Origin of the sequence: Pseudomonas sp. I2, assembly GCF_040984075.1 — a bacterium.
Lineage (GTDB): Bacteria > Pseudomonadota > Gammaproteobacteria > Pseudomonadales > Pseudomonadaceae > Aquipseudomonas > Aquipseudomonas guariconensis_B.
The window spans coordinates 1-17,922 of sequence record NZ_JBCGFQ010000062.1; the positions used below are offsets into that span (position 1 = coordinate 1).

General features: G+C 63.5%; 13 protein-coding genes and 2 pseudogenes. 9 read left to right on the forward strand and 6 right to left on the reverse strand.

Annotated features, from left to right (window positions below; all coding sequences use genetic code 11):
* Positions 1-186: 186 nt before the first annotated feature.
* On the forward strand, positions 187-951 hold the full coding sequence (locus WCE05_RS23175; RefSeq protein ID WP_001389365.1) for an IS6-like element IS6100 family transposase: 765 nt from the start codon (positions 187-189) through the stop codon (positions 949-951).
* Between the two features lie 351 nt (positions 952-1,302).
* On the opposite strand, the gene WCE05_RS23180 is transcribed toward WCE05_RS23175, so the two are convergent.
* Positions 1,303-2,124: a DUF4393 domain-containing protein gene (locus WCE05_RS23180; RefSeq protein WP_368816642.1), complete on the reverse strand. Its 822-nt coding sequence runs from the start codon at positions 2,122-2,124 to the stop codon at positions 1,303-1,305.
* Positions 2,125-2,221: 97 nt separating this feature from the next.
* The gene (locus WCE05_RS23185) at positions 2,222-2,713 is read right to left on the reverse strand and encodes a hypothetical protein (RefSeq protein ID WP_368816643.1); all 492 of its coding nucleotides are present in this window, start codon (positions 2,711-2,713) and stop codon (positions 2,222-2,224) included.
* A gap of 335 nt (positions 2,714-3,048) precedes the next feature.
* On the opposite strand from WCE05_RS23185, the pseudogene WCE05_RS23190 reads away from it, so the two are divergent.
* From WCE05_RS23190 to WCE05_RS23210, 5 genes and pseudogenes are all read left to right on the forward strand, one after another.
* Positions 3,049-3,903: pseudogene (locus WCE05_RS23190) on the forward strand (YifB family Mg chelatase-like AAA ATPase); the annotation flags it as partial.
* Between the two features lie 136 nt (positions 3,904-4,039).
* Entirely contained in the window at positions 4,040-5,062 is a 1,023-nt protein-coding gene (locus WCE05_RS23195; RefSeq protein ID WP_253080637.1) for an alpha/beta hydrolase, read from the forward strand.
* A gap of 140 nt (positions 5,063-5,202) precedes the next feature.
* Positions 5,203-5,301, forward strand: a pseudogene (locus WCE05_RS23200) (MarR family transcriptional regulator); the annotation flags it as partial.
* A gap of 233 nt (positions 5,302-5,534) precedes the next feature.
* Positions 5,535-6,446, forward strand: a complete 912-nt coding sequence (locus WCE05_RS23205; RefSeq protein ID WP_225786731.1) for a LysR substrate-binding domain-containing protein — start codon at positions 5,535-5,537, stop codon at positions 6,444-6,446.
* Between the two features lie 116 nt (positions 6,447-6,562).
* Entirely contained in the window at positions 6,563-7,990 is a 1,428-nt protein-coding gene (locus tag WCE05_RS23210) for a mechanosensitive ion channel domain-containing protein (RefSeq protein ID WP_368816644.1), read from the forward strand.
* A gap of 27 nt (positions 7,991-8,017) precedes the next feature.
* Here the strand turns inward: WCE05_RS23210 and WCE05_RS23215 are convergent, their stop codons facing one another.
* Entirely contained in the window at positions 8,018-9,304 is a 1,287-nt protein-coding gene (locus tag WCE05_RS23215; RefSeq protein ID WP_225786732.1) for an FAD-binding oxidoreductase, read from the reverse strand.
* A gap of 104 nt (positions 9,305-9,408) precedes the next feature.
* Positions 9,409-10,899 (reverse strand): aldehyde dehydrogenase family protein, encoded by a 1,491-nt coding sequence (locus WCE05_RS23220; RefSeq protein ID WP_368816645.1) that lies wholly within the window; start codon positions 10,897-10,899, stop codon positions 9,409-9,411.
* A 136-nt stretch (positions 10,900-11,035) separates the two neighbouring features.
* Between WCE05_RS23220 and WCE05_RS23225 the strand changes: the two genes are divergently transcribed.
* Both WCE05_RS23225 and WCE05_RS23230 read left to right on the forward strand, forming a co-directional pair.
* Positions 11,036-11,926 carry a LysR family transcriptional regulator gene (locus tag WCE05_RS23225; protein WP_253080639.1) on the forward strand — a complete coding sequence of 297 codons (891 nt, stop codon included), beginning with the start codon at positions 11,036-11,038 and terminating at the stop codon, positions 11,924-11,926.
* A gap of 119 nt (positions 11,927-12,045) precedes the next feature.
* Positions 12,046-13,431 (forward strand): VOC family protein, encoded by a 1,386-nt coding sequence (locus WCE05_RS23230; RefSeq protein ID WP_225786734.1) that lies wholly within the window; start codon positions 12,046-12,048, stop codon positions 13,429-13,431.
* A gap of 45 nt (positions 13,432-13,476) precedes the next feature.
* Here the strand turns inward: WCE05_RS23230 and WCE05_RS23235 are convergent, their stop codons facing one another.
* On the reverse strand, positions 13,477-14,418 hold the full coding sequence (locus WCE05_RS23235; RefSeq protein ID WP_253080641.1) for a LysR substrate-binding domain-containing protein: 942 nt from the start codon (positions 14,416-14,418) through the stop codon (positions 13,477-13,479).
* A gap of 156 nt (positions 14,419-14,574) precedes the next feature.
* Between WCE05_RS23235 and WCE05_RS23240 the strand changes: the two genes are divergently transcribed.
* On the forward strand, positions 14,575-15,963 hold the full coding sequence (locus WCE05_RS23240) for a NorM family multidrug efflux MATE transporter (RefSeq protein ID WP_225786736.1): 1,389 nt from the start codon (positions 14,575-14,577) through the stop codon (positions 15,961-15,963).
* Between the two features lie 54 nt (positions 15,964-16,017).
* Here WCE05_RS23240 and WCE05_RS23245 read toward each other — a convergent pair whose 3' ends face one another.
* Positions 16,018-17,685, reverse strand: a complete 1,668-nt coding sequence (locus tag WCE05_RS23245; protein WP_253080642.1) for a bifunctional diguanylate cyclase/phosphodiesterase — start codon at positions 17,683-17,685, stop codon at positions 16,018-16,020.
* Between the last annotated feature and the right edge of the window lie 237 nt (positions 17,686-17,922).

The window sequence follows — 17,922 nt, forward strand, 5'->3', positions numbered from 1 at the left end:
AGACATGCTGGGCTCGTCAGGATCAAACTGCACTATGAGGCGGCGGTTCATACCGCGCCAGGGGAGCGAATGGACAGCGAGGAGCCTCCGAACGTTCGGGTCGCCTGCTCGGGTGATATCGACGAGGCTCTGTTGCAAAAATCGTGAAGCTTGAGCATGCTTGGCGGAGATTGGACGGACGGAACGATGACGGATTTCAAGTGGCGCCATTTCCAGGGTGATGTGATCCTGTGGGCGGTGCGCTGGTATTGTCGCTATCCGATCAGCTATCGCGACCTTGAGGAAATGCTGGCGGAACGCGGCATTTCGGTCGACCATACGACGATCTATCGCTGGGTCCAGTGCTACGCCCCGGAGATGGAGAAGCGGCTGCGCTGGTTCTGGCGGCGTGGCTTTGATCCGAGCTGGCGCCTGGATGAAACCTACGTCAAGGTGCGGGGCAAGTGGACCTACCTGTACCGGGCAGTCGACAAGCGGGGCGACACGATCGATTTCTACCTGTCGCCGACCCGCAGCGCCAAGGCAGCGAAGCGGTTCCTGGGCAAGGCCCTGCGAGGCCTGAAGCACTGGGAAAAGCCTGCCACGCTCAATACCGACAAAGCGCCGAGCTATGGTGCAGCGATCACCGAATTGAAGCGCGAAGGAAAGCTGGACCGGGAGACGGCCCACCGGCAGGTGAAGTATCTCAATAACGTGATCGAGGCCGATCACGGAAAGCTCAAGATACTGATCAAGCCGGTGCGCGGTTTCAAATCGATCCCCACGGCCTATGCCACGATCAAGGGATTCGAAGTCATGCGAGCCCTGCGCAAAGGACAGGCTCGCCCCTGGTGCCTGCAGCCCGGCATCAGGGGCGAGGTGCGCCTTGTGGAGAGAGCTTTTGGCATTGGGCCCTCGGCGCTGACGGAGGCCATGGGCATGCTCAACCACCATTTCGCAGCAGCCGCCTGATCGGCGCAGAGCGACAGCCTACCTCTGACTGCCGCCAATCTTTGCAACAGAGCCTCCGTCGCCATGCTCACCTCGCTTTGGTGCACACGAGTATTGAGCATAGTCGAGATTGGTGCAGATCACTTCTGATATTGAACTGTCAGGAGCTGGCTGCACAACAGCCATTACGCCCAATCAACTGGTGCAGTCGTCTTCTGAAAATGACAACAGAATGCGTATTCACTTTGCCATGGTCTCAAGGGTGTACGCAAATGAACACATGCACACCACCCTCTCAAGCCATGACCTCTTTTGGGACTTCAGCTCCCTAACCTCCGGAGCTGGAGTCGACCGACATGCTGAGACTGAGTTTCACCTCGTTCGAAAGACACATACTTGAGCGAACTGCCTCCCAAGCGTCGTCACCCGAAGCCCTCCTCGCTGAATTTGGCACGACCTTGTAGGATCAGACTCAATACGCTGCTTGAGGAGCAATATCTCTGGATGATTCTCCAGTGGGTCGTATATGCCCGGCGCCGTGTACTCGAACCCCATTCCGGGAACATCTGCCAAACCTAGACGACACAAATTATCGAGATAAGCAGGCGTCAAATGCGGGAACTCAACGCCAGCTTCAACGCCCAGCAAAGAGAAGTTGGTTAGGACCTCATTCCCCCCTCTGCGACCTTCTTCCTCAACCCGGTAGTTATTGCGAACGCTTATCAGCGGATACGCCCGACTTGCAGTGAAGAGCTTCACAAGCTTTGCCTCATCAGGCGTGAGCTGCTTGATGATTTCAACGAAGGCTGGGTGGGCGCCACTTGCAGTATTCTTGTCCATAGAGGCAGCAAGCAAATTCGCGTACATGTCACTCAGCGTATCTTCATGCCCTGTATATCTCAAGGCTTCGATAGCCGGACCAGCCACATTTGGCTTCGGGGTGATGATGTCTTCAGGTGGAACATCCTTGAGACGATCTGCCACTTTTGTAGATATAAAGTCTTGGCACTTTTCGTATCCCCAAACCAATGCACCAACGGGAGCTAAAGCAACATTGATTGCCTTACCGACGGTCTCTAGTGCTTTGCCTACCTGCTTTACAGCGGGCTGAGCCAAGTCCTGATAAATTGGAATGGCTTGCACCAACCCAGTTACCGCCTCAACCGTTTCCTTAACCTTGTTGTCCTCACCCATCCAGCACCTCGATTCGCCCACGATGTCAGCCATCAGAATGCCACAGTTACACCATCACGCTGAGCCCCGACAAGTCTTGTCAAGCTTCACATGTGGCTCAAGCACTTATGCAGTTCACGGCATCGCCTTGATGGTCCATGACAGCCACCAAATGTTGCTTGTTCAAGACCGACCACCGATTGATGGCGTGCTTACCGAGAACCTTAGACAGATCGTGCGGTTTCTGCTTTTCGATGGCCCCAGCGATCTGTTCCAGCTTGTCGGCTGAGAGCTTCTTGCCCATGACATTCATATCCGCAGGAAATGACTTATTGGCAATCTCTCGGAGGTCTTCGACTTTCTTTGTGGTGAAGATGGTCAGGTAGGCTTGATGAGGCGCTGATCCTTTCTTGAGTGTCTGGATACGGACGAGGAAAGGCTGCTCAGGACACCTTCTACGTAGCGTTTGCTTGAAGGCCACCATGTCATCTAGCAACCCAACGCTGAGCTCAGGATTGTCATAGAACACAGAGTGCTGATAGCTCCATTGGTAACCACGGAGTACTGATAGGTATTTCCTCTTGGTCTTGTCTTCACTGGTCTCACTCACTGACTACCTTCTCCTACATCATGAATACATAGAACAGGAGGCTCCCTCCTATACTAGTCAAGCTATCGCCCAAACAATCCGAGACCAATAAATCTCTACACGCCAAGCCACACGTGGCGTAGGGTACAGTCGGACTGTCTTCACACTCAAGTCTAAATCGGGTACGAACCTGCATTAGTAGTGCGGTAAACCGATTTTGAAAGCGAGGGAAGCGTCCTACTTAGCGGAGCCCACGAAATCCGTAGCTTCGAGCATGGAACCGGTGGTTCAACAGTCAATTTAACCACTCAAATAGCATGGTTTCTCAGTAGTTATTTGTTGGTTTTGTATCGTTTCACAACCTGCTGTTCACCGGGCCTCCCGGCACCGGCAAGACCTTGCTCGCCAGCCGCCTGCCAGGGTTGTTGCCACCGCTGGACGAGCGCGAGGCGCTGGAAGTCGCGGCCATCCAGTCGGTCACTGGGCATACACCCCTGGACAGCTGGCCACAGCGGCCCTTTCGCCATCCCCATCATTCCGCCTCCGGGCCGGCCCTGGTGGGTGGCGGCAGCCGGCCGCAGCCCGGGGAGATCACCCTGGCGCATCATGGCGTGCTGTTTCTGGACGAGCTCCCGGAGTTCGAACGACGTGTGCTGGAAGTGCTTCGCGAGCCTTTGGAGTCTGGCGAAATCGTGGTGGCGCGGGCCAAGGACAAGGTACGCTTCCCCGCGCGCTTCCAGTTGGTGGCCGCCATGAACCCCTGCCCCTGCGGCTACCTGGGCGACCCCAGCGGTCGCTGCCGCTGCAGCACCGAACAGATCCAGCGCTACCGCAACAAGCTGTCCGGCCCGCTGCTCGACCGCATCGACCTGCACCTGACCGTGGCCCGGGAAAGCACCGTGCTGACCAACCTGCCCAGTGGCGAATCCAGCGCCATGGTCGCCCGGCAGGTGGCCGAGGCCCGTGAACGGCAACAGCGTCGCCAGGGCTGTGCCAATGCCTTCCTCACGCTTAACGGGCTGCACCGCCATTGCCACCTGGAGAGCGCCGACCAGGCCTGGCTGGAAAACGCCTGCGAGCGCCTGAACCTGTCCCTTCGCGCCGCCCACCGTCTGCTCAAGGTGGCACGTACCCTCGCCGACCTGGAACAGGCCGAGGCTATCGCCCGCCAGCATCTGGCCGAAGCCCTGCAATATCGTCCCGGCTCCTGAGCGGCCCTTGCGGGCCAATGCACCGGTTCAATCGACTCCATAGCTGAAATATATTTTGTTCACTAAATATTATTGCGCAACATAACACTCAAGCAGCAAGCAGCCGCTGCCCCCTCACCGAACTCGGAGCACGATCATGACCACCCTTCGCAAAGCAGTCGCCATCGCCACCCTCACCCTCGGCACCAGCGCAGGCGCCTTCGCCGCCGGCAGCCCTGGAGTGGAACGTACCACCCAGGGCTTCCTCGATGCCCTGGCCGCAGGTGGCGGCAAACCGCTCGAAACCCTTTCCCCACAAGCCGCGCGCAGCGTATTGAGCAACGCCCAGGCAGGCGTCAAGGTCGACCTGTCGGGCATCAGCGTCGAACGCCGGACCATCCAGGCCGACGGCCAGGCGCTGGAAATCCGCGTGGTGCGGCCAGAAGGGACGCAAGGCGACCTGCCGGTGTTCATGTTCTTCCACGGCGGTGGCTGGGTGTTGGGCGACTACCCCACCCATGAACGCCTGATCCATGACCTGGTGGTGGGCTCCGGCGCAGCGGCGGTCTACGTCGACTACACACCATCGCCCGAAGCCAAGTACCCCACGGCGATCAACCAAGCCTATGCCGCGACCCGCTGGGTTGCCGAACATGGCCGGCAGATCGGTGTCGATGGCAGCCGCCTGGCCGTGGCGGGCAACAGTGTGGGCGGCAACATGGCCGCAGTCGTGGCGCTCAAGGCCAAGGAAGCCGGCACGCCGAAGCTGCGCTTCCAGGCCCTGCTGTGGCCGGTGACCGATGCCAACTTCAACAACGGCTCCTACAACCAGTTCGCCGAAGGCCATTTCCTGACTCGCAACATGATGCAGTGGTTCTGGGACAACTACACCACCGATCCGAAGCAGCGCGACGATATCCATGCGTCACCACTGCGCGCCAGCCTGGAACAGCTCGAGGGCCTGCCACCGGCCCTGGTGCAGACTGCCGAGATGGACGTACTACGTGACGAAGGCGAAGCCTACGCCCGCAAGCTCGATGCCGCCGGGGTGCCGGTGACCGCCGTGCGCTACAACGGCATGATCCATGACTTCGGCCTGCTCAATGTGCTGGGGCAGGTGCCGGGGACACGCAGTGCCATGACCCAGGCTGCCCAGGCGCTCAAAGAGCACCTCGAGTAATCGGCTGATCGCGGTGTTTCGCGGGCAAGGCGAAACACCGCACGAATTTTAATCTCTTGATTTACTTGAGGATCAAATGCGGAATCGATGATTTTTCGAAATTTCTTGACTTTTAAAAATATGCCATCCGACAAATGCCCATGAAGAGTCAAGATATTTTGCTGCTTTTTAAAATGACCCACCTTCATGCTCAGGAGGAGAACCTGTTCGGTCGCATGGAGACCGAGTCCATGTCCGAATTTTCCAATGAACTATCAGCATCCTGGCGCACCCAGCACATGATTGCGAGCAACCCAGTGTGCAGGGCACTGGTCGAAAGCGCAGCGCCAGAAGACGTAGATTTTGAATGCCCCCTCGGCACCAGAGCAGGCGCCTTCGCCACCGGCAGCACGAGGCCAGCCCGGCACGCCCCCCTCGCCACCGCTGCGGTAGACTGCGCAAATACTCCCAGCGCCCGTCCCGAGAACGCTCCATGGAAGACCTCAACTCCCTCTACTACTTCACCCAGGTAGTCGAGCACGGTGGCTTCGCGCCGGCCGGCCGGGCCCTGGACATGCCCAAGTCCAAGCTCAGCCGGCGTATCGCCGAGCTCGAGGAACGCCTCGGCGTGCGGCTGCTGCATCGCACCAGTCGGCACTGCTCGCTGACCGAGATCGGCCAGGCCTATTACCAGCGCTGCCTGGCCATGCGGGTGGAGGCCGAAGGCGCTGCGGAAATCATCGAACGCAACCGCAGCGAGCCACGAGGGCTGGTGCGCCTCAGTTGCCCCACCACCCTGCTCAACGCCTGGGTCGGGCCGATGCTGACCCGCTACATGCTCAAGTACCCCCGCGTCGAGCTGTTCATCGAAAGCACCAACCGCCGGGTCGACCTGCTGCACGAGGGCTTCGACCTGGCCCTGCGGGTGCGCTTCCCGCCGCTGGAGAATACCGACATGGTGATGAAGGTACTGGGCAACAGCACCCAGTGCCTGGTCGGCCGACCCTCGTTCCTGGAACAACTGCCGCAGGGCTTCGACCCTCAGCTGCTGGGACAACTGCCCAGCCTGCACTGGGGCGGCTCGCAGCGGGAGTACCAATGGGAGCTGTACCAGGGAGAGGACATGGCGCACAAGCAGGTGATCGTGCATACGCCACGGGTGGTTACAGACGACCTGGTCACGCTGCGCCACTTCGTCCTGGCTGGCGTGGGCATTGTCCATCTGCCACGGGTGTCGGTGCGCGAGGACCTGGCGGCCGGGAGGCTGGTGGAAATGCTGCCGGGCTGGCATCCGCGTTGCGGCATCGTCCATGCGATCTTCCCGTCGCGACGGGGCTTGCTGCCTTCTGTACGTTCGCTGCTCGATCACCTGGCGCAAGAGTTCGCCATCAGCGATATGGCGTAACGAATCACCTCCAGCGCTCCAAACGCACAATTACCTTGCGTTGGCTTCGGTCCTCGGTTGATTGTGCAAACACCCTGCTCTTTACTAGCTCTGAGCCCCTCCGTACCGAGACCGCCATGCCGGCCTTCATCCAGTCCTCCCCGCTGTCGCTCGGCGCTTGCCTGCTCCTGCTCGACCTGCTGCTGTGGCAGCTGATTCCGCTCGAACGCCGGGCCTGGCGCATCGCCACGCGGCTGCTGATCTTCCTGTTGTTCAGCTGGGTGCTGCTGGCCGCCGGGATGAGCCCGCTGCAACCTCCGCCCTGGGTGGACGATGTGCCACGCAACCTGATGGCCACGGTGCTGGCGATCGCCTGGTGGTTGTTCGGTGCGCGCACGGTCACAGTGGTCTTCGGCCTGCTGCTGGTGGCGCGGGGCAGCCATGGTGGGCGGCTGCTGCAGGATGTGCTCGGGGCACTGATCTTTCTCGCGGCAGTGGTGGCCGCCGCGGCCTATGTGATGCAACTGCCGGTCAAGGGCCTGCTGGCAACCTCCGGCGTGATGGCCATCGTCATCGGCCTGGCGTTGCAGAGCACCCTGGCGGATGTGTTCTCCGGCATCGTGCTCAACACCACGCGGCCCTACCAGATCGGCGACTCGGTTTCCATCGACGGCACCGAGGGCAAGGTGGTGGATATCGACTGGCGCACTACCCGCCTGCTTACCGGCAACGGCAGCCTGGCGGTAATCCCCAACTCGGTGGCGGCCAAAGCCAGGTTGCTCAACTTCAGCCGCCCGGCCGATATGCATGGGGTGTCGATCAGCGTGGTAGTGCCGGCCAGGGTAAGGCCCAAGTGGGTATTCGATGCCTTGGAGAAGGCGCTGCAGGGCTCCAGCGCGCTGCTCGCCACGCCCCGGCCCAAGGTCACGGTAAAAGCCTCGACCCTGGAATCGGTGGAGTACGAGGCCAGCGGCTTCATTGCCGACATGGCCCGCAAGACCGAAGTACGCAACCAGCTGTTCGATCTGGCCCATCGTCACCTGGAAGCAAGCGGGGTGGTGTGGAACATCGACCTCACCGTGCCTCCCCGCAGCCGCCAGCGCGAACTGATTGACGAGGTGCGGGTGTTCCGCTCGCTGACCAGCGAGGAGCGCGACGCCCTGAGCCAGCGCATGACCGCCGTGGAGTACCTGGCGGACCAGGTGATTCTCGGCGTGGGCGAACAGTCCGACCACCTGCTGGTGATTGGCAGCGGAGTGGTCGCTGCATCGATCCGCGATGGCGAGCGGCTGATCGAGGCTGGGCGCATGGGGCCCGGCGAGGTGCTGGGCATCGAGGGCCTCATCGACGAGGACGACTCTTTCGTCGAGTTCCGCACCCTCACCGGTTGCCTGCTTTATCGCATCGACAAGGAGCAGGTGCGCAGTTGCCTGGCAACACGTGGCGACGTGGAGACAGCCTTGACCAAGCTGCAACGCTTTCGCCGCCAGGGCCGTGAGTCACTGCTGATGCAGAAGCCACCGGTGGTGAAGAAAGGTGGATTCCTCAGTTGGCTGCACAAGTGATGGCGTGTGGTCCGGTTTCGCCTTGGGTTACAAGACCACCCGCAAACACTGGCCCGCGTGATACAGCGAGAACCCCGTCTCGTAGAAGGTCGTACGCAGCGACGGCGCGCTCACCGGTTTCATCGGCGAGAACGGGATGGGCAGGCTGTCGGGGTCGTCCTTGAGCAGGAACTCGGCGAACGCCCGGCCGATCACCGTGCCGGTGGTATTGCCACGACCGTTGTAGCCAGTCACGGCCACCAGGCCTGGAGCCGGCTCGAACAGGCGCATCAGGTGGTCAGGGGTGAAGTCGATGCAGCCGGTCCAGTGCATCTCCCACTCGACCTTGCCCAGCTCCGGGTAGTAATGGCTCTGGATACGGTCGGCCCAACTGCGCACGAACCAGGTCGGCTTGTTGTCGACCCGCCCCAGGCTGCCGAGCAGCAGGCGGCCCTGGTCGTCGCGGCGGATGCTGCTGAGCACCGTGCGGGTGTCCCAGGAGCCTTGGCCATGGGGCAGCACCTTGTCGGCGGCGGCGCCTTGCAGCGGCTTGGAGGCCACTTGGTAGTAGTAGCCACGGAAGAAGTGCTTCTGCAGGTTGCTCCACTCGCCTTCGGTGTAGGCCCCGGTGGAGATCACCACCTTGTCGGCGCGCACCGAACCACGCGCGGTCTTCACCCGCCAGGCGTCGCCGTCGCGTTCCAGGCCCTCGACCGAGGATTGCTGGAACAACTGGCCGCCCAGGCGCACCACGGCGCCAGCCAGGCCCTGGGTGTAGCCCATGGGGTTGATGGTGCCGGCGCGGCGGTCGAGCAGCGCGGCGGAAATCTTGTCGGTACCGCAATATTCCTGGCACTGCGCACCGGTCAGCAGCTCGACATCGGCACCGCGCCGAGCCCACTGGGCGTGGCGGGCTTCGAGGTCGGCGATACCGGTGGCGTTATGCGCCATGTGCAGGGTGCCCTTGTGCTGGGCCTGGCAGTCGATGCCAAAGCGCTCGATCATGGCGAACACTTCTCCCGGCGCCTCGCCGAGCACCTTGTTCAGGCGGCTGCCCTGCTTCTGCCCGAGGGTCGCCTCGACATCGTCGGGGCGGATCCAGGTACCGGCGTTGACCAGGCCGACGTTGCGCCCGGAGCCACCGTGGCCGATCTTCCAGGCCTCCAGCAGGATCACCGACTTGCCCTGTTCGAGCAGGTGGATGGCCGCCGACAGGCCGGTGATGCCGCCACCGATCACGCAGACATCGGTCTTGTGCTCACCGGCCAGGGCCTGGGCGGCGACGGTCGGTTCGCTGACGGATTCCCACAGGCATTCTTGACGCAGTTCGGACATGGCCAGGCTCCAGCAATTTGTTCTTGTTTGGCGCCGCAGTACGGCCCATTCGCCGCACTGCCGCGAACCGGGGGCAGTGCCCCCGGCCATGCAGCATCAACCGATCAATCGAACACGATCCCCTGCGCCAGCGGCAGCTCGCGCGAGTAGTTCACGGTGTTGGTCTGGCGACGCATGTAGCCTTTCCAGGCATCCGAACCGGACTCACGACCACCGCCGGTTTCCTTCTCGCCACCGAACGCTCCGCCGATCTCGGCGCCGCTGGTGCCGATGTTGACGTTGGCAATGCCGCAGTCGCTGCCCGACGCGCTCTGGAAGCGCTCGGCTTCGCGGATGTCGGTGGTGAAGATGCACGACGACAGGCCTTGTGGCACTTCGTTGTTAAGTCGCAGGGCCTCTTCGAAGTCGTCGTAAGTCAGCACGTACAGGATCGGTGCGAAAGTTTCATGGCGCACCACGTCGCTCTGCGCAGGCATTTCGGCAATGGCAGGCGAAACGTAGTAAGCGTTCGGGTACTGGTCGACCAGTTGGCGCTCGCCGCCAAACACCTGGCCGCCTTCGTCGCGGGCCTTGGCCAGCGCGCCCTGCATGGCGTCGAACGACTGCTTGTCGATCAGCGGGCCGACCAGGTTGTCCTTGCGTGGGTCGCCGATGCGCACCTTGCCGTAGGCGGCTTTGACGCGGGCAACCACTTCATCCTTGATCGAACGGTGCACGATCAGACGGCGCAGGGTAGTGCAACGCTGACCGGCGGTGCCGACAGCGGAGAACAGGATGCCGCGCACGGCCAGGTCCAGGTCGGCACTCGGGGCCAGGATCATGGCGTTGTTGCCGCCCAGTTCGAGGATGCTGCGGCCGAAGCGGGCGGCAACACGTGGGCCCACTTCACGGCCCATGCGGGTGCTACCGGTGGCGCTGACCAGCGGCACGCGCGGGTCATCGACCATGGCTTCGCCGGCTTCACGGCCGCCGATCACCAGTTGTGCCAAGCCAACTGGGGCATCGCCGAAAGCTTTCAGGGCTTTTTCGAACAGCGCCTGGCAAGCCAGGGCGGTCAGTGGGGTCTTTTCCGAAGGTTTCCAGACCACCGAGTTACCCGCCACCAGGGCCAGGGCGGTGTTCCAGGCCCAGACTGCCACCGGGAAGTTGAAGGCGCTGATCACGCCGACCACGCCCAGCGGGTGCCACGTTTCACGCATGTGGTGGCCAGGGCGCTCGGAGGCGATGGTCAGGCCGTAGAGCTGGCGAGACAGGCCAACGGCGAAGTCGCAGATGTCGATCATTTCCTGCACTTCGCCCAGGCCTTCCTGGGTGATCTTGCCGGCTTCGATCGAGACCAGCTCGCCGAGATCGGCCTTGTGCTCTCGCAGCACGTCGCCGAACAGGCGCACCAGCTCGCCACGGCGCGGGGCCGGTACGCTGCGCCAGGCTTCGAAGGCCTGCTGCGCCTGGTCGATGCGGGCGATGGTCTCGGCCTTGCCGAGCAGTTTCACCGAGGCGATCTGGCTGCCGTCGATCGGCGTGTGAACAGGGTAGTCGCCCTGGGTGTAAGCCTCGGCGGCAACGCCAAGGCGCTCGAGCAATCCAGCAACCATTTGTGCTTCTCCTACATCGGGTGATGGGGTGGAAAAATGATGTGGATCAGTATTAATCCGATCACACCGGTGCAACAAACGACCTTTATTCCGCATATCATTCCACCAGGTAATGATTTCAGCCGCAGAGAACGCTATGTCCAAACGCCTGGTGCCTTCCATGACCGCCCTGCAGTGCTTCGAGGCTGCTGCTCGACACCTGAGCTTCACCCGCGCCGCCGAGGAACTGCACCTGACCCAGAGTGCCGTCAGCAAGCAGGTGGCGCAGCTCGAAGAGATGCTTCGCCATCACCTGTTCCTGCGCATCCGCCGGCGCTTGCAACTGACGCCGGCGGGCTCGCTGTACCTGGCGGAGGTCAACAAGATCCTCACCCAGGTGGACATGTCCAGCCGCTACGTCCTCACCTACGGCGAGCAGACCGAAGTATTGAAGGTAGCCACTCAACCGAGTTTCGGTGTGCGCTGGCTGATTCCGCACCTCAAGGGCTTCGGCAAACGCCACCCGAACATCCACTTGGACATCCGCAACGAAATGGAACCCTTCGCCCTGCTCCAGGGCTCGGCCGACGTGGTGTTCTTCTATGGCCGGGGCACCTGGCCAGGGGCAACCTGCATGGAACTGTTCCGCGAGGAAGTGGTGCCGGTCTGCGCGCCAGAGCTGCTGCAGGGGCATGAGCTGGCGAATGCCGGTGCGCTGGCGCAGTTGGTGTTGCTGCAGAGCACCTCGCGACCGGAGGCCTGGCATGAGTGGTTCCTGGAGCAGGGGCTGCACACCGACAACAGCTACCACGGGCCACGGTTCGATACCTTCTACATGGCGCTGAGCGCGGCGCAGGCAGGCTGCGGGGTGGCCTTGGTGCCACGCTACCTGGTGGCGAAGGAGCTGGCCGAGGGCAGCCTGGTGCTTGCCTGGAACCATGCGATGAAAAGCGAGGGCGCGCACTACCTGGCGTTCGCCGAACATGCAGCGGAGGTGCCGAAGGTGCGGGCGTTGGTGGAGTGGGTGAAGGAGCAATTGCCTGCATGAGCTGGGGGAGCTGCTGGATCGATCCAAAAAGGAATGACAGCTGCACTTTTTTTCGCTTGTGAGGAAGGTGCATTCCCCGCTTTCATGTAAGGGTACTCCCCACCCTCAGGAAGCTAGCGATGCCCGCCCACGATTTCGTCAGCCCCGACAGCATCCGTGCGCAGTTCTCTGCCGCCATGTCGCTCATGTACAAACAGGAAGTGCCCCTGTATGGCACGCTGCTGGAGCTGGTGAGCGAAATCAACCAGCAGGTCATGACCCAGCAGCCTCAAGTGGCCGAGGCCCTGCGCTGGACCGGCGAGATCGAGCGCCTCGACCAGGAACGCCATGGCGCCATCCGCGTCGGCACCGCCGAGGAGCTGGCGACCATCGCCCGGCTGTTCGCGGTCATGGGCATGCAGCCGGTCGGCTACTACGACCTCAGCTCGGCCGGCGTGCCGGTGCATTCCACCGCGTTCCGCGCGGTGCACGAGCGATCGCTGCATGTCAGCCCGTTCCGCGTGTTCACCTCGCTGCTGCGCCTGGAGCTGATCGACAGCCCGCAGTTGCGCGAACTGGCCCAGGGCATCCTGGCCAAGCGCAGGATCTTCACGCCGCGCGTCCTGGAGCTGATCGCCCAGCACGAGCGCGAGGGCGGCCTGAACGCCACGGATGCCGAGGTCTTCGTCCAGGAAGCCCTGCACACCTTCCGCTGGCACCAGGAAGCGACGGTGACAGCCGAGCAGTACCAGCGACTGCACGACCAGCACCGCCTGATCGCCGACGTGGTGGCGTTCAAAGGCCCGCACATCAACCACCTGACCCCGCGCACCCTGGACATCGACGCGATCCAGCTGGGCATGCCGGCCAAGGGCATCCCGCCCAAGGCCGTGGTCGAAGGCCCACCTGGCCGCCGTCATCCGATCCTGCTGCGTCAGACCAGCTTCAAGGCCCTGCAGGAAAAGGTCGCCTTCAGCGACGCGCAAGGCAGCCATACCGCGCGTTTCGGCGAGATCGAACAACGCGGGGCGGCGTTGACGCCGAAGGGCCGCCAGCTCTACGACCGCCTGCTCGATGCCACCCGTAGCGCCCTGGGCGGTGCGCCGGCCGAGGCCAATGCCGAACGCTACAAGGCCCTGCTCGAGATGCACTTCGCCGAATTCCCGGATGACCTGGCGCAGATGCGTGAGCAAGGCCTGGCCTACTTCCGCTACTTCCCGACCGAGAAGGGCCTGGCCGCACGCGACCAGGCCGGCCGCCCGACCACCCTGCAAGGGCTGATCGACGCAGGCCATGTGCACTATGAAGCGCTGGTGTACGAGGACTTCCTGCCAGTCAGCGCGGCCGGGATCTTCCAGTCCAACCTGGGCGACGATGCCCAGGCCGAATATGGCAGCAACGCCAACCGGGATGCCTTCGAGGCGGCGCTGGGGCTGAAGGTGCAGGATGAACTGGCGCTGTATGCCCAGAGCGAGCAGCGATCGCTGCAAGCCTGTGCCCAGGCGTTGAACCTGGAAGCATTGTGAGCCGATAGCGAGCATTCGCGGCGCCGAACCGCCGATGCCAGGGCTCTACGCCCTTGTTCGCGGCGGCGCCTCCAGGATCCGCACATCGGGCAGGTTCACGGCATCGGCCTCCTCCTGCAGGTACTGGCTCAATCGCCGCAACCGCTCTGCGCCAGGGCGCGTGCGCGGCCACACCAGGTAATAGTCCATGCCACTGGGCACGGCGGTCGGCCAAGGCAGGCTGAGCCGCCCTTGGGCCACGTCCTCGGCCACCATCAGCAAATCCCCCATGGAAATGCCATAGCCACGGGCCGCCGCGATCATGCCCAGCTCCAGGGTGTCGAACACCTGCCCGCCCTTGAGCGAGACCTTGTCGAGCAGGCCCATGCGCTCCAGCCAGGCGCGCCAGTCTCGCTTGTCCGGGGTCGGGTGCAGCAGCTCGATGCCCGCCAGGCGACGCTCGTCCCAGGGGCCCTCGTCGAGCAGGTCCGGGGCGCCTACCGGGATCAGCAATTCAGAGAACAGCCGCCGCACTTCCCAGTCTGCCGGGAATGCACCGTCGCTGAGCAGCACGGCACAGTCGAACGGTTCCTGGTTGAAATCCACATGGTCCACATCCATCCAGGCACTGGTCAGTTGCACCTCGTTGCCTGGTTGCAGGTGACGGTACTGGCTCAGGCGCGCCAACAGCCAGCGCATGGTCAAGGTCGAGGGGGCCTTCATGCGCAGGATGTCATCCTCGCCGCGCAGGGTATCGCAGGCCCGCTCCAGCGCAGCGAAACCGTCGCGCACGCCGGGCAGCAACATCCGCGCTGCCTCGGTCAGTTGCAGGCTACGGCCGCTACGCACGAACAAGCGGCAGGCGAAGTGCTCCTCCAGGGTGCGGATGTGCCGGCTGACCGCGCTCTGGGTGATGGACAATTCCTCGCCAGCACGGGTGAAGGAGCTCAGCCGGGCGGCGGCTTCGAATGCGCGCAACGCATAAAGCGGCGGTAGCTGTCGGGACATTTCGCACCTGCTTTTTCGGGGGCTGGCAAGCCTGCCAGGCATCATATGAACATGACTTTAACTCATGCCAACGATCGCTTTTATCCTTTTGTGCAAAGTTGACCGAAGCCTCAGAATCGTCGCCTCATTCCCCCTGCAACAAGAAGGACCACCTCCATGCACGTCGCGCCCACCACCGAACTCAAGGCTCTGCTGCGCCTGGCCGGGCCGCTGATCGCCTCGCAGTTGGCGCACATGCTGATGGTGCTGACCGATACCCTGATGATGGCCCGCATCAGCCCCCAGGCCCTGGCCGGCGGCGGCCTGGGGGCGGCCAGCTATTCGTTCGTGTCGATCTTCTGCCTGGGCGTGATCGCCGCGGTCGGCACCCTGGTCGCCATCCGCCAGGGCGCCGGCGACATCCCCGGGGCCACGCGGCTGGCGCAGAACGGCCTGTGGCTGGCCTGGGGCCTGGCGCTGGTGGCCGCGCTGGCCTTGTGGAACCTGGAGCCGGTCCTGCTGCTGTTCGGGCAGAAGCCGGAGAACGTCACCTCGGCCATGGAGTTCCTCACCCTGCTGCCCCTGGCCCTGCCCGGCTACCTGACGTTCATGGCCTTGCGTGGCTTCACCAGTGCCCTGGGCCGCTCGACGCCGGTGATGGTCATCAGCCTGGTGGGCACGGTGTTCAACTACCTGTTCAACCATGCGCTGATCGAAGGCATGTTCGGCCTGCCCAAGCTGGGGCTGATGGGCATCGGCATGGTCACCGCCCTGGTTTCGATGGGCATGGCCATTGCCCTGGCCCTGTACATCCGCTGGCACAAGGCCTACGACGCCTACCCGCTGCGCCGGGGCCTGTCGCGGCCTTCGCTGCCGGCACTGCGCGAGCTGTGGCGGCTGGGCCTGCCGATCGGCGGCACCTACATGGTCGAGGTCGGGCTGTTCGCCTTCGCCGCCCTGTGCATGGGCGTGCTCGGCAGCACGGAACTCGCCGCGCACCAGATCGCCTTGCAGATCGTCTCCACCGCGTTCATGGTGCCGACCGGGTTGTCCTATGCGGTGACCATGCGCGTGGGGCTCTACTACGGCGCTGGCAACCTGCTGGCTGCACGTAGCGCCGGGCGCGTGGGGATCGGCTTCGGGGCGACGATCATGTTCGCCTTCGCCGCGCTGTTCTGGCTGCTGCCGGATGCGCTGGTGGGACTGTTCATCGACCGCGACGACCCGGCCTTCGCAGCGATCTTCCAGCTCGCGGTGAGCCTGCTGATGGTCGCGGCCTGGTTCGAACTGTTCGACGGCATGCAGACCATCGCCATGGGCTCGATCCGTGGGCTGAAGGACGCCAAGACCACCTTCCTCATCGGGCTGGCCTGCTACTGGCTGGTGGGTGCGCCCTGCGCCTGGCTGTTCACCTTTACCCTGGGTGGCGGCGCGGTCGGTGTGTGGTGGGGGCTGGCACTGGGGTTGGCCTGTGCGGCAGTGGCGCTGACCATCGCTTTCGAGTGGCGGATGAAACGGATGCTGGGGAAGGCGGAGGTTGCTGGGGAGGCCAGCGTCGCGACCTGATCCAAAGACACCTTGTAGTCCTGGGGCTGCCTTGCAGCCCTGAACACCGCGCGATTACAGGGCCTCGGCCATCTGCCGGCGAGCGCCTGATACCAGGTACTCCATCAACTCCCCTACCGGCAACGGCCTGCTCACCAGGTACCCCTGCACCTGGTCGCAGCCGAACCCACGCAGCAACGCCATCTGTTCCTCGGTCTCGACCCCCTCGGCCACCACTTCCAGGTTGAGGTTGTGCGCCAGGTTGATCATGGCGTGCACCAGCTTGCGGTTCTCCTCGCGCTGCTCCATGCCGCCGACGAAGCTGCGATCGACCTTGAGCAAGGTGATCGGCAAGCTGTTGAGGTGAACGAACGACGAAAACCCGGTGCCGAAATCATCGAGCGAAAAGCGCACCCCCAGGCGGCCCAGGGCATCCATGGTCTGCTGCACCAGTTCGTTGCGGCGCATCACCGCGGTCTCGGTCAGCTCGAACTCCAGCCAACGGGCATCGACGCCGTGCTCGATGATCAGCCGGCTCAGGGTGGCCAGCAGCTGGCTGTCCTGGAACTGGCGGAAGCTCAGGTTCACCGCCATGTGCAACGGCGCCACGCCACGCTCGCGCAGGGCCTGCATGTCGCGCAGGGCGCGGGAGATCACCCAGTAGCCCAGCGGCACGATCAGCCCGCTCTGCTCGGCCAGGGGCACGAATTCGCTGGGCGGCAGCAGGCCACGCTCGACATGGCGCCAGCGCACCAGGGCCTCCAGGCCGACGATGCAGCCATCGGCCAGGTTCAGCCGCGGCTGGTAGTGCAGCTCCAGCTCGTCGCGGCGCAGGGCCCGGCGCAGTTCGCTCTCCAGGTCGGCCAGGCTGCGGGCGTTACGGTTGATCCGCTCGTTGAACACATGGAAGGTGCAACCCTGGCTGCCCTTGGCCTGGCGCATGGCGATGTGCGCATGCCACATCAGCGGGTCGGCGCCGCCCTGGGCACGGGCATGGGCCAGCCCCAGGCTGCAGCCGAGCAACAGGCTCTCGCCGTCGATCCAGTAGGGCTCGGCCAGGGCCTCGACGATGCGCTCGGCCACCCACTCGGCACGGTTGCCGTCGCGGCGGGTATCGATCAGCAGGGCGAACTCGTCGCTGCCCAGGCGCGCCAGCTGGTCGCCAGCTTCCAACTGCTGCTTCAACCGCGCCACCACCTGCAGAATCAGGCGGTCACCGCCCTGGTGGCCGAGGGCGTCGTTGACGTGACGGAAATTGTCCAGGTCGAGGTGCCCGAGGGCTACGCCACGGCCCTCGTTCTGCGCCAGGCGCGCGCTCAGCAAGGCCTGGAAACCCTGGCGATTGGCGATACCGGTCAGCGGATCCTGTTCGGCCAGCCGCTGCAGGGTAGCCACCAGCACACCGCGCTCGCGCACGTGGCGCAGGGAGCGGCGCAAGGTATCGCCGGTCAGCTGCGTACGTACCAGCCAGTCGCTGACGCCGGCCGGCGGCGCTTCGGGCTCGTCCTCCAGCAGCAGGATGGTGGGCAGGTCGCAGCGGCCCGGCGCCGGCAGCAAGGCCGGGGTCGCCAGCACCACGGCCTGGCGGTCGTGGGCGAACAGGCTGTCGACCGCCGCCCAGTCCGGCGCGGTCAGCAACACCACACTGCCGGCCAACGGTTGCAGGCACTCGCGCAGCAGGGCAGCCCATTCCGGCTCATCGGCCAACAGCAGCAAACGCAAGGGTTCGACAGGCGTGGACAAGCGGGCTCCTTAAGGCGTGGACGGTGAATCGACGAGCGGGCGCGAGGTATCCTACCGTATAAGTGAAAATGATTTTCACTTTAATACATGCCACTGCGTGGCCTGCGCCCCGACGTATTTTGTCGTGCATCCTGCGCGAAACCGGCGCGGTCGGCAAATCCGATTCACACTGTCAGACGGTCGCGCCACAAGCGCCCCATGCCTGCTAGAATGCGCGGCTATTTTCTGGTGACCCCC

Excerpts from the sequence above, each read along its gene's own strand:
- WCE05_RS23230 (WP_225786734.1), top strand. The coding sequence starts at position 12,046 with ATGCCCGCCCACGATTTCGTCAGCCCCGACAGCATCCGTGCGCAGTTC.
- WCE05_RS23220 (WP_368816645.1), bottom strand. The coding sequence starts at position 10,899 with ATGGTTGCTGGATTGCTCGAGCGCCTTGGCGTTGCCGCCGAGGCTTAC.
- WCE05_RS23215 (WP_225786732.1), bottom strand. The coding sequence starts at position 9,304 with ATGTCCGAACTGCGTCAAGAATGCCTGTGGGAATCCGTCAGCGAACCG.
- WCE05_RS23180 (WP_368816642.1), bottom strand. The coding sequence starts at position 2,124 with ATGGGTGAGGACAACAAGGTTAAGGAAACGGTTGAGGCGGTAACTGGG.
- WCE05_RS23225 (WP_253080639.1), top strand. The coding sequence starts at position 11,036 with ATGTCCAAACGCCTGGTGCCTTCCATGACCGCCCTGCAGTGCTTCGAG.
- WCE05_RS23195 (WP_253080637.1), top strand. The coding sequence starts at position 4,040 with ATGACCACCCTTCGCAAAGCAGTCGCCATCGCCACCCTCACCCTCGGC.
- WCE05_RS23240 (WP_225786736.1), top strand. The coding sequence starts at position 14,575 with ATGCACGTCGCGCCCACCACCGAACTCAAGGCTCTGCTGCGCCTGGCC.
- WCE05_RS23205 (WP_225786731.1), top strand. The coding sequence starts at position 5,535 with ATGGAAGACCTCAACTCCCTCTACTACTTCACCCAGGTAGTCGAGCAC.
- WCE05_RS23210 (WP_368816644.1), top strand. The coding sequence starts at position 6,563 with ATGCCGGCCTTCATCCAGTCCTCCCCGCTGTCGCTCGGCGCTTGCCTG.
- WCE05_RS23235 (WP_253080641.1), bottom strand. The coding sequence starts at position 14,418 with ATGTCCCGACAGCTACCGCCGCTTTATGCGTTGCGCGCATTCGAAGCC.
- WCE05_RS23175 (WP_001389365.1), top strand. The coding sequence starts at position 187 with ATGACGGATTTCAAGTGGCGCCATTTCCAGGGTGATGTGATCCTGTGG.